This window comes from Marivita sp. (genome assembly GCF_965656765.1).
Lineage (GTDB): Bacteria > Pseudomonadota > Alphaproteobacteria > Rhodobacterales > Rhodobacteraceae > Marivita.
The window spans coordinates 1-10,901 of the sequence record NZ_CBFHLV010000082.1 but is presented as its reverse complement, the minus strand read 5'-3'; the positions used below and the strand labels follow the sequence as shown (position 1 = coordinate 10,901).

11 protein-coding genes are annotated in these 10,901 nt (G+C 54.5%); 7 read left to right on the top strand and 4 right to left on the bottom strand.

Annotation, left to right across the window (positions count from 1 at the left end):
* The 4 genes from ACTG4M_RS15865 to ACTG4M_RS15850 form a co-directional block, all read left to right on the top strand.
* A partial coding sequence (locus ACTG4M_RS15865; RefSeq protein ID WP_439124636.1) for a hypothetical protein occupies nt 1-307 on the top strand: 307 nt, incomplete at its 5' end.
* A complete protein-coding gene (locus tag ACTG4M_RS15860) occupies nt 304-912 on the top strand; it encodes a MotE family protein (RefSeq protein ID WP_439124635.1) in 609 nt (202 codons plus the stop codon). The genes ACTG4M_RS15865 and ACTG4M_RS15860, both read left to right, overlap by 4 nt.
* 297 nt (nt 913-1,209) lie before the next feature.
* The gene (locus ACTG4M_RS15855; RefSeq protein WP_439124634.1) at nt 1,210-2,388 is read left to right on the top strand and encodes a M24 family metallopeptidase; all 1,179 of its coding nucleotides are present in this window, start codon (nt 1,210-1,212) and stop codon (nt 2,386-2,388) included.
* A gap of 62 nt (nt 2,389-2,450) precedes the next feature.
* Nucleotides 2,451-2,804, top strand: a complete 354-nt coding sequence (locus ACTG4M_RS15850) for a Rid family hydrolase (protein WP_439124633.1) — start codon at nt 2,451-2,453, stop codon at nt 2,802-2,804.
* 44 nt (nt 2,805-2,848) lie between these two features.
* Here ACTG4M_RS15850 and ACTG4M_RS15845 read toward each other — a convergent pair whose 3' ends face one another.
* The 4 genes from ACTG4M_RS15845 to ACTG4M_RS15830 form a co-directional block, all read right to left on the bottom strand.
* On the bottom strand, nt 2,849-4,156 hold the full coding sequence (locus ACTG4M_RS15845; protein ID WP_439124632.1) for a TRAP transporter large permease: 1,308 nt from the start codon (nt 4,154-4,156) through the stop codon (nt 2,849-2,851).
* Between the two features lie 4 nt (nt 4,157-4,160).
* A complete protein-coding gene (locus tag ACTG4M_RS15840; RefSeq protein WP_439124631.1) occupies nt 4,161-4,697 on the bottom strand; it encodes a TRAP transporter small permease in 537 nt (178 codons plus the stop codon).
* 78 nt (nt 4,698-4,775) lie between these two features.
* Nucleotides 4,776-5,753, bottom strand: coding sequence for a TRAP transporter substrate-binding protein (locus ACTG4M_RS15835; protein WP_439124630.1), 978 nt, complete (start codon nt 5,751-5,753; stop codon nt 4,776-4,778).
* Between the two features lie 43 nt (nt 5,754-5,796).
* A complete protein-coding gene (locus ACTG4M_RS15830; RefSeq protein ID WP_439124637.1) occupies nt 5,797-7,038 on the bottom strand; it encodes an NAD(P)/FAD-dependent oxidoreductase in 1,242 nt (413 codons plus the stop codon).
* Between the two features lie 164 nt (nt 7,039-7,202).
* Here ACTG4M_RS15830 and ACTG4M_RS15825 point away from each other — a divergent pair, with 164 nt between their 5' ends.
* The 3 genes from ACTG4M_RS15825 to ACTG4M_RS15815 are packed head-to-tail and all read left to right on the top strand — an operon-like array spanning nt 7,203 to nt 10,815.
* Complete coding sequence (locus ACTG4M_RS15825) at nt 7,203-7,949, top strand: aspartate/glutamate racemase family protein (RefSeq protein ID WP_439124629.1); 747 nt, start codon at nt 7,203-7,205, stop codon at nt 7,947-7,949.
* Nucleotides 7,946-9,079, top strand: coding sequence for an enolase C-terminal domain-like protein (locus ACTG4M_RS15820; RefSeq protein WP_439124628.1), 1,134 nt, complete (start codon nt 7,946-7,948; stop codon nt 9,077-9,079). The genes ACTG4M_RS15825 and ACTG4M_RS15820 overlap by 4 nt, the downstream gene beginning before the upstream one ends.
* Nucleotides 9,079-10,815 carry a thiamine pyrophosphate-binding protein gene (locus ACTG4M_RS15815; RefSeq protein WP_439124627.1) on the top strand — a complete coding sequence of 579 codons (1,737 nt, stop codon included), beginning with the start codon at nt 9,079-9,081 and terminating at the stop codon, nt 10,813-10,815. Before ACTG4M_RS15820 ends, ACTG4M_RS15815 begins: the two co-directional genes overlap by 1 nt.
* Nucleotides 10,816-10,901: the final 86 nt, after the last annotated feature.

The window sequence follows — 10,901 nt, the reverse complement described above, 5'->3', positions numbered from 1 at the left end:
TTATTGCTTCGTGCTGTCACGAAGGCTTTCGCGGTTTACAGATCTTGAAAACGGCGTTGGAGCGGCGGTGGCAGTTCTCTCGGCGCAAGTCTCTGATCTGCAGACCGCATTGGAAGGTGCGCAAAAAACTGCGACCCATTCGACAGATGGCCTGGAAACCCTGACCAGCCGTGCTGAAGATGCTGCCAAAAGGTTGGAATTGATGGTCGCCTCTATGCACGATCTTCCCCCAACCGATGCCAGGGCTGATCCACCTTATCCACCAGTCGGCCCTGTTTTTGCGCGGCATGCAGGAGGCAGCGGATGACCAAAAAATCCAAGAAAGCGGAGGCGACCGGTGGGCCATCACGAAAAGGAACTTTGGCGATTATTGGAACATTCCTTCTTCTGTCAGCTGGGGTGCGACTTGCCACAGAAGCAGGGCAGGTAATCGCCAGCGAAGACCCGAAAGCAACGCTTTCAGAACAAGTCTCAGAGCAACCGACAATGGATCTTGCCCGTCCTGAGACACTCAATGCAGCATTTGAAGCCATCAAGGAACGAGAGCAGCGGCTGATCGACCGCGAAACGGAAATGGATCAACGCGAAACGAGCGTCGCTGCCGCAGAAACCGCGATCGAAGCTGAACTGGCCAAACTGGAACAAGCTGAACAAAACCTGCGTGAAACGATCTCACTTGCGTCGGCAGCCGCCGAGGATGATTTGTCTCAACTCACAGATGTTTATGCGAACATGAAACCAAAACAAGCGGCGGCCTTGTTCGAACAAATGGAAGCCGCTTTTGCCGCCGGGTTTCTTGCACGCATGCCCACTGATAGCGCTGCACGGATTATGGCTGGAATGACACCGGAAAAGGCATACGAAATCAGTGTGCGCTTGGCAGGACGAAACGCCAATATCCCACTGCAATAGCAATCAACGCATCGCACTTTGGCCCCCATTATCTGGTGACCGAATACTATGATCGGTTGACAGGGGTCGGCATCGTAGAAAGGTCTTTTGACAACGCGTTAGCCTGAAGGGTCAGACCCCAATTAAATATGTGGTTTGGGTGATGCTCAGAGGTCGTCAATAAGCGGAAAATTGGAAGATCTATGATCACCCAGTTCTGTTGGTCAACACTGCCAAGGCTATCAAAAAAGAAAAATTTCGTAGACAACACTTAGAAGCTTAGGTTCTGCTGGCCTAGAAACTATAAGGGATGCGATCGTGCAATTGCTGTTTGAACATGAGGAATTTCACGCCCGAGTGGCCCGAATTAAAGATGCGATGAGGGCTCGCCAAATTGATGTGCTGCTGATTTCGAACCCGGCCAACCAGTTCTACGCCACGGGCTACGATGGGTGGTCATTCTACACCCCACAGATGGTGGTTGTCGCGCTGGATGCGGACGAGCCAATCTGGTTTGGTCGCAAGATGGACGCAGTCGGCGCTAAGTTCACGGCCTATCTGGCCGAAGAAAACGTCATTTCCTATCCCGATAAATATGTTGGCAGTGATGATCTGCACCCGATGGATTACCTCGTACAAATTTTGCGCGACAGGGGCTGGCACAAAGGACGCATCGCCGCCGAGCAAGACGATTATTATTACACCGCGAAATGGAACCGAATTCTCACGGCAGGTTTGGGCCAAGGCGAGTTTGAGGATGGCTTCTTATTGGTCAATCGCGTGCGAATGGTGAAATCCGCACAGGAGATCGCATATATGAGCCAGGCCGGACAGATCGCGACACTGGCCATGGATTGCGCACGCAAGATGGTCCGACCGGGTGTTCGGCAATGCGATGTCATGGCTGAAATCTACCGAGTGACAACCGCAGGTACGCCAGAATTCGGCGGCACTTTTCCATGCAAGCCGCCGAATGCAATGGTCGGTGAAATGGCATCTGCCCCGCATCTGAGCTGGACAGACAGGCCGCTTGAAGAAGGCGAAGTGTTCTACATCGAGATGGGCGGTGTTCGGCACCGCTACCATTCACCACTGTCGCGCTGTGTTTATACCGGCAAGCCGACACAGGAGGTTTTGAAAACCACGGCGATCATCAGAGAAGGGCTGGAAGCGGCCTTGGATGTGGTTCGCCCCGGTGCGGAATGTCAGGACATGGCAGTGGCATGGGAAAAAGTAATTCGAAAGCATGGTATCGAAAAGGACAGCCGCATTGGTTATCCCGTTGGTATCGGGTTTCCGCCCACATGGGGTGAGCTAACATGCTCGCTAAGGGCGGGAGACACCACGTTTATGGAAGAAAACATGACCTTCCATTGCATTCCGGCTTTGTGGATGGAGAAATATGGCTTGGTGGTGAGCGAAACATTTGCCGTGACAAAGGATGGAGCCCGGACCTTTGCAAATTGCCCACGGGAGGTGTTGACCGCAAATGGGTGAGACCCCTTAATGCCGCTGTCTTGTCAGAGGCTCGCGCTTTCACCGACCAAGAGGAATAAACGATGAGCGAAATTATCCGCGTTCGGGGCCAAGCGACAGGACGCAATTCTGGCAGTGCCGTCAATGGTTTTGCTTGGGCAGTTGCCACCTCACAAGTGGATACTGATGACCTATATGAGCAGACGGTCAGCACGCTGGCTCGGATCGACGCTATCTTAGCAGAGATGGATACAGACCGAACCCGCGCGATCACCGCCACGGTCTACATCACCGATATCTCCCAAAAGGCGGAGATGGATCGCGCTTGGTGCGAATGGGTTGGTGACGATCCAACGCATTGGCCGCAGCGCGCCTGCGTTCAGGCCGCGCTGTCCGAGAACGACCTTGTCGAAGTTGTCTTAATGGTCGCCCGATAGGCTCAATGCCTTGCACATCAAAGCCAGCAAGAGCTCATAAGCCTTTATGGGGCCTGTCGCATATTATCGGGGAGCCACATTGCAATTCCTGGGAACCAGATAAGCACAAAGCACATGAGAACCATGATCATGAACATCGGAAACGCGGCGCGAGTGATGTAGCCCATCTCATGCTCAGTCATGCCTTGCAAAACAAACAGGTTGAACCCGATTGGCGGCGTAATCTGAGCCATCTCGACCACAACAACCACAAAGATCCCGAACCAGATGAGATCAATGCCCGCCTCACGCACCATAGGTTCAACGACCGCCATCGTTAGGACTACGGATGAGATACCATCAAGGAACATACCAAGGATGATGTAGAACACCATGAGGATCATCAGCAGTTCAAACCGGGAAAGTTCCATAGTCGCAATGCCATCGGCCAACGCACGTGGTAAACCGGTAAAGCCCATCGCCAGTTTCAGGAACGCAGCACCCGCAAGGATCAACGCGATCATGGCCGATGTCCGCGTCGCCCCCATGAGGCTTTCTGAAAACGTGCCCCAGTTTAGCGACCCCTGACCGGCAGCAAGCACCAGCGATCCGATCACGCCAATCGCCGCTGCTTCGGTTGCCGTGGCATAGCCCGCATACATCGACCCGATCACCACAAAGATCAAAAGAAGCACAGGGATCAAAAACCGTGAATTCTTGACCTTGTCCGCAAAGGACATGCCCGTCTCTTGTTTGGGGTTCCAGCTTGAGGAAAGTTTTGAATAAACAGCGACATAGCCCATGAACATCAGGGCAAGGCACAGGCCCGGGAACACACCTGCGAAGAAAAGCTGCGTGATCGATTCATTTACCGTGACGCCATAAACGATCAACGCCAGGGAAGGTGGAATCATCAGGCCAAGCGTGGCCGCGCCAGCAAGTGTGCCAATGACAATTCGTTCGGGATAATCACGTGCCCGGAGTTCAGGGATCGACATTTTGCCAACCGTAGTCAGCGTTGCAGCAGATGACCCAGACACGGCAGCAAAAACGGTGCAGCCAACGATATTGGTATGCACCAGCCCGCCTGGAAGCCGTGCCAGCCATGGCGAAAGCCCCCGGAACATGTCCTCTGACAACCGGGTGCGGAACAGGATTTCCCCCATCCAAATAAACAGCGGCAGGGCGGTGAGCGTCCAGCTAGATGACGACGCCCAGATTGTCGTGATCATTGTGTCGCCAACTGGCCGTGACGTGAACAATTCCATGCCAACCCACGCCACACCCATGAGTGCGATGCCTACCCAGACCCCGGTACCAAGCAGCAGAAAAAGAACGAAAAGAAAGAGACTGATTGCGTAAATTTCTTCCATTGCCCTACTCCGCGAAGCTTTGATCAACGAGGTCGCGCTCGATGCGGTGATCGCCGCGGAACAGCACATGGATCAGATGATCGGTTAGGGAAATCGCAAGAATTCCGCCTCCGATGACCATCACCGATTGGGGTATCCACATGGGGGTCGCGTCTTGAGCCTGACTGACTTCGTTGAACTTCCACGACCAGTAGGCGAACCAATAGGCGTAATAGGTGAAATACCACATGACAGCTGTGGCAATCCCAAAGCACCAAATCTCAAGAAAACGACGAAACGTCTTGGGCACCGAATTAAGAAGAAGCGACACGCGGATATGCGCACCGCGGTTGAGCGCATTGGCAAAAGCAAAGAAACTGGCCGCAGCCATAGCATAGCCAGCGTAATTTGCGGCACCAGGAAAGATTTCACCGGTCCATCTTGCAACCATTTGAGCCACGATCAACAGCAAGATAGTGATCAGACAAACTGCCGCCATGACACCTGCGGCGAGGTAGAGAAAATCAAGAATGCGGCGCAGACCACGCAAGGCACTGGTCATATGGCTGTCTCCAGCGCTTGAAAAATTAAAAAAAGTGCATTGGGTCAGCCCGGAAAGGGCTGACCCGAAAAGATGCGATCAGTTCGCGTTGTAGGCGTCAAGGATCGCTTGGCCGGTTTCACCCGCCGCCTCGATCCATTCGGAGGCCATGGTTTCACCAACCGCCCGCAGATCATTCATCAACTGTTCACCAGCCGGCCCAACAGTCATGCCACCTTCGGCAAGGCCTGCGAGCGTGAAGCCGGTGTATTCCTTCGCACGCCAAGTGCCAGCATACTCGGCCATTCCTGCGCAGGCGTTGATGATGTTCTTGTTGGCGTCCGAAACATCGGACCAAACATCATTGTTGATCAGCATATAATTGCGCGGCAACCATGCATCGACGCTGTAGAAGTGGCTCAAGCTTTCCCAGACCTTGCGGTCATAGCCAGTCGCACCTGAAGACACCATGGACTCGGCCACACCGGTGGCAAAGGCTTGGCTAATCTCAGCGGCCTCGATCGACACAGGCAACATATCGGTGAGCTCGGCCAGACGAGCTGTCGCGTTATTATATGAACGGAATTTTATACCAGCCATGTCAGCAGCAGAATTGACTTCCTTGTTGAAGTACAAACCCTGCGGCGGCCAAGGAACGGAGTAGAGCATGGTCATGTTCTGCTCAGCCAAGAGCTCCTCAAGATGCGGCTTGGCAGCTTCGTACAGCTTTTCGTGTTCATCGAAAGACGACACAAGGAAAGGGACGGAATCCCAGCCAAATAGTGCATTTTCGTTCTGGTGACCGGAGAGCAGACGCTCACCAATAGGCACCTGGCCTGTCTGGACAGCGCGCTTGATGTCAGCACCTGCAAAAAGCGACCCCGACGGGTGCGTGGTGATCTCGATCGCTCCACCCGTGCCAGTGGTAACACACTCGGCAAATTCCGCACCGGTCACAGAATGAAAGTTGGAGCCCGCATAAGCCATCGGCAGGTCCCACTTTTCCTGTGCCATTGCGGGCGCGGCAAGCATCATGGTCGCAGCCAGTGTTGCACATACTTTTGTGATTTTTGTCATGTTAATCTTCCCTATTGATTGATCGTTTTTTTGTGTCGCGGTGTCATGCAAATCGCATTGGGTCGAAAGCGGCAATATCAGTGTTCAGCGGCTGGTTTGCGACAAGACCTGCGGTTATCCTTCCGGTTTTTGGTCCACCCGTCAATCCAATGTGGTGATGGCCAAAGGCGGTAAAGATGCCGGTTTCACGTACCTGACCAATCAGCGGAAGGCTGTCAGAGGGCGCAGGCCGGTGGCCCAGCCAGTCGATCTCACCGCTATATTTCAGGTTTGGAAAAGCGGCCTTGGCCTGTTTGCGAAGAAGGTTAAAAGGCGCTTCGCTCGCCTCTGCGTCAAGTCCGCCAAATTCCACAACCCCCGCACATCGCAGTCCAGCATCCATAGGTGTGGCAACGAATTTTCCACTGGCCACCATCATTGGATGGCTTGGACCGCCGGTCGCGTTTTCGAAAACGATATGATAGCCGCGCTCGGACTCGATGGGAATTGAAAGGCCCAGCTTTGCCATCAGCGGCTTGGACCACACACCCGTCGCGAGGATCATGCGGTCGCAGGGCTGACGGCCGTCCGATGTCAGAACAGCCGTAACCTTATCGTCGGTCAGCTCGAAATCCTCGATTTTGGATTGACGGATTTGGCCGCCCATCTTTTCGAACACCGCAGCCAACGCTTTCACATATCCACCGGGGTCACGGATATGACCATGGTCTTTCATAGTCGCCATAAACCCAATGGAAGACGACAGTTCCGGGGCAAACGTCCGCAATGCCTCACCTTCACGCAGAACCGGTTCAAAGCCGGCATCGCGGCGCAGACCCCAAGTATAGGCGTCTGCCTCAAAGGCGGCGCGATTGGCGTAGGCAAACGAATAGTCGCTTTCAACGACCCACGCCTCGGCATCGGTCTGGGACACCAAAGCTTTGTGCTGATCAATGCTGTCCGCGACAATCGTGGTCAGTCCGTTTGCAATCCGGCGCGTGTCAGCGTCATTGGCATTCGAAAGATATTTCATCAGCCAAGGCAGGAGCTTCGGCAGATATCCCCAACGCAGAAAAAGTGGGAAGTCAGGGTTCATCAACATACCCGGCGCTTTGCGGATCAGTCCCGGACCAGTGACGGGGACCATAGCGCAGGCGGCTAGAACACCACCGTTCCCATGTGACGTGCCTTCGCCCGGCGGAAGGCGATCAATGATGGTGACTTTGGCATCAGAGAAACGACGCAGCCAAATCCCAGTCGAAACCCCGACAATCCCGGCACCGGCAATGATGATGTTCTCAGGGATAGCGCCTCTCCAAAATTGATGCCGTAGGGAATCACGGCGTTGCGTTCTATTGAAGGACCGCGCTAGGCTATTGGTCAACCATTAGAATTAGCCGTCAGGATATGCGCTGTACCAGAATAGATGATCAGGTCGCCGCAAACCACGTTTCACAGGATAAACAACGAATGTTCACGCAGGGCGGCAAAACAGTGTTCGGGGCGAGCGTCGGAATTCTGATGCTGAACACACGGTTTCCTCGCATCCCCGGCGATATTGGCAACGCCACCACTTGGCCCTTTCCGGTTCAATTCAAAGTTGTTTCCGCAGCCACACCAGACAACGTAGTACGCGGCGATGCGGCCCCGCTATTGGATGCATTTATCGATGCCGGGCGCGAACTGGTCGACCTTGGCTGCGACGGAATCGCAACGAATTGCGGGTTTCTTGTGCAGTTTCAGTCCGAGATGTCCCGCGCTCTGGGTGTGCCAGTCGCGTCTTCATCACTCCTGCAAGCCGGGTTGATCCGTCAGTCGCTGCCAGTTGATCGCAAGCTTGGGATTTTGACCATCTCATCCGAAACGTTGACCGCTGGACATCTGACCTCTGCTGGGATTGCCCCGGATACCCCCATAATGGGAACAGGCGCAGATTCTCATTTTACGCAGCACGTGCTCGGCAACGCCCATGAAATCGATTTCGATCAGGCGCGTGCAGATAACATTGAAGCCGCTTTGAGGCTGGTCGAAGAAAATCCCAAAGTTGGGGCAATCCTGCTGGAATGCACAAATATGGTACCCTACGCCGCAGACATTCGCCGCGCGACAGGTCGCCCGGTCTTTTCGATCTACACCTACCTACTTTGGTTTCAGGCCGGCCTCTTGCCTCGGCGGTTTCCCCGCGACCAGTATGACACCCGGATGGAGACGCAATGACGGCTCATAAGATCGTCGAGATGCGCGTTCATTGCGTCTCCATCCCGGCGCAGGCCGTCCATGCGCACGGGTCTGGCGATGTCGGTGGGATCAATGTCGCACTTTGCGAATTGACGACGGACAGCGGCTTGACTGGTTGGGGAGAGGCATCGCCATGGCCCGTGTTCACAGGAACATTGGAAGGAAACGCAGCTGCCTTGCATGTGCATTTGCGGCCAAAGGTGATCGGACGCGACCCGTTGCAAGTCGAACCAATCATGATGGAGGCAAACCATGTTCTGGTCGGCCACCCAGAGGCCAAAGCCGCGCTTGAATGTGCCCTGTTGGACATTGCGGGGCAAATTGCAGGCCTGCCAATTGCGGAACTCCTTGGCGGCCGTCACCGAAATAGCATTCCGCTCAGCTTTTCCGTAGCCAACCCGGATTTCGACGCCGATCTTGATGACGTCGCCCGGATCTGGGACAGTGGCGTGCGGATATTCAAGCTCAAGACAGGCTTTACCGATCATGCTTTTGACCTGATGCGCCTTGAAAAACTGCGCGAACGTTACGGCGACGAAATCCGCCTGCGCATCGACTACAATCAAGGGCTACCCGCCTATGATGCGATCCGGCATATTCGCGATCTTGAGACCTTCCGCCCTGAATTCGTCGAACAACCTGTACGCATGCACGAGCGTGAAGCGCTGGCCGACATCACACGCGCAGTGGATGTCCCGATCATGGCAGATGAAAGTGTCTTCGGCGTGGGCGATGCGCTTCGCGGGGCACAGACGCGCATGGCGGATATCTTTTCTTTGAAAATAGCCAAATCCGGCGGCATCCGGCGCTGCATGGAGGTTGCCGCAATCGCGCGCGCAGCAGGGATCGAAGTCTATGGCGGCTGCATGTTCGAGACGTCCATTGCCCATATGGCCGGCACGCATCTAATGGCCGCTATTCCGAACCTAACTCTTGGGTGTGAATTCTATATGTCCACCTATTACGCCAAAGCAGATTTGGCCGATACGCCATTCCCGGTCAGCGATGGTCATGTGCATGTGCCCACCTCACCAGGTCTTGGCACGTCACCAGACCCAGACATGTTAGCCCGCTATCGTATAGGCTTGCTGACAGATGGAGATAGCTGATGCCGAAGTCACCGGAACCGCAACGCATGAACGGGGCTCAGGCACTTCTGCGAATGCTCGAATTGCATGGCGTGACCCATGTTTTTGGCCTACCCGGCGAAACGACAATCGGCTGGTACAAAGAATGGCGCGCTCATTCGGACATCAAATTCGTTCTGACACGCGATGAACGCACCGCGTCTTATGCCGCAGAAGCCTATGCCAAGATCACCGGTCGCCCCGCCGTGCTCGAGGCCCCCAGCCCCGGCGTCACACATTGCACCCCCGGCATTACCGAAGCCTACCTCAGCTCAGTCCCGGTAATCTTTTTAAGCTCCGACATTCCGATAAATCACGATAAAAAACATGGGCTTACAGGGGTCGATCAAACCGCGCTTTACGACAGCATTTGTAAGGAATCCTATGTTGTCACCAACGTGAGTGAAATTCCGTTCCTGCTACGGCGGGCGTTTCGTGTTGCGACCTCGGGCAGACCGGCCCCCGTCCATATTCGTGTGCCCATCAATATCTTCGGTGAGGAAGCAGATCTACCTGATCTGTATGCCGAAGCGGAATACAGTGCATATCCTGCACATCGCCCCGTGGCCGACCATAGCAAGATCCGAGAGGCGATCGACGTTTTGCTATCGGCCAAAAACCCTGCGATCGTCTGCGGCCAGGGAGGTCTCATTTCCAAGGCCTCCAACGTCATCGTTGAACTGGCAGAGTTGCTCCAAATTCCCGTTGGGACAACCACTCCCGGCAAAGGAACGATCCCAGAAGATCACCCGCTGGCCCTGCGCGTTATCGGTGGTAGAGGCGGAATGGAATACTCGAACCAATATGTTCACGACGCAGATGTGATCTTTTTCATTGGCACGAATACCGACAGCGCAGCGACAGATCATTGGAAGCTGTATGGCGATCCATATGCCAAAACGTTTCTACATCTCGATATTGCCGAGGCACATATTGGCAACAATTTTCCGGTCAGGGTCGGCTTGGTCGGCGATGCACGCGCCACCCTGTCCTACATGATCGAGATCTTAAAGGCCGAGCACCCAAACCGTAGTCGGCCACATCTCGATCTCACGCCGATAAAGATGACCGCGTTGGACAAGGTCTTCAATTCCAACATCCCGATGCCAGAAGGGACGGTCTCTCCAGTCAAACTGTCTCAGGCCCTCGACAGCCTGATGCCGGATGATGCCATTGTGACGTCTGAACCTGGGGTGAGTGCAATTTATCCCTCTGCACTTCTGACCTTTCGCAAGGCTGGAAGGCGCTACATCACCAATTACTCAATGGGTGCGCTGGGGTATTCCATACCCGCGGCTCTTGGGGCAGCGTATGCCGTTGACGGACCCGTAATCTGTTTCACTGGTGACGGATCGCTCGGATTTGTCTTGGGCGACATGGAAACGATCAAACGGTCCAACAGGAACGTGACAGTCATCCTCACCCGCAACGACAGCTTCGGCTGGATCCGGGGTGAAGCCATCTTGCTCGACGATGTTGACGAACCATGGTCAACCGATTTCGGCGGTGTCGACTACCTGAAGGTCGCCGAGGGCTTTGGCTTCAAAACTGCCCAAATCACCTCAGAAATCGAGATCGAGCCAACCCTCACCGACGCACTCGCACATCCCGGTGCAAATTTCATAGAAATACGGGTGCCGACACAGGATAAAATCATACCCTTTGTTCCCAGTTGGGTACGCGCCGCCAAGGAAAAAAACCTGCCCTATTATTACTGACTAAGGTGCCACTCATTTTCTTAACGCCAGGCTCACTCATTTTTCTGCCAGTGCATCGTGTTTCTACCAATGCATCGTGGTCAAAT

What these genes read in the sequence shown, in the direction of transcription:
- ACTG4M_RS15860 (WP_439124635.1), top strand. Translation starts at nt 304, where the DNA reads ATGACCAAAAAATCCAAGAAAGCGGAGGCGACCGGTGGGCCATCACGA.
- ACTG4M_RS15850 (WP_439124633.1), top strand. Translation starts at nt 2,451, where the DNA reads ATGAGCGAAATTATCCGCGTTCGGGGCCAAGCGACAGGACGCAATTCT.
- ACTG4M_RS15845 (WP_439124632.1), bottom strand. Translation starts at nt 4,156, where the DNA reads ATGGAAGAAATTTACGCAATCAGTCTCTTTCTTTTCGTTCTTTTTCTG.
- ACTG4M_RS15840 (WP_439124631.1), bottom strand. Translation starts at nt 4,697, where the DNA reads ATGACCAGTGCCTTGCGTGGTCTGCGCCGCATTCTTGATTTTCTCTAC.
- ACTG4M_RS15835 (WP_439124630.1), bottom strand. Translation starts at nt 5,753, where the DNA reads ATGACAAAAATCACAAAAGTATGTGCAACACTGGCTGCGACCATGATG.
- ACTG4M_RS15825 (WP_439124629.1), top strand. Translation starts at nt 7,203, where the DNA reads ATGTTCACGCAGGGCGGCAAAACAGTGTTCGGGGCGAGCGTCGGAATT.
- ACTG4M_RS15820 (WP_439124628.1), top strand. Translation starts at nt 7,946, where the DNA reads ATGACGGCTCATAAGATCGTCGAGATGCGCGTTCATTGCGTCTCCATC.
- ACTG4M_RS15815 (WP_439124627.1), top strand. Translation starts at nt 9,079, where the DNA reads ATGCCGAAGTCACCGGAACCGCAACGCATGAACGGGGCTCAGGCACTT.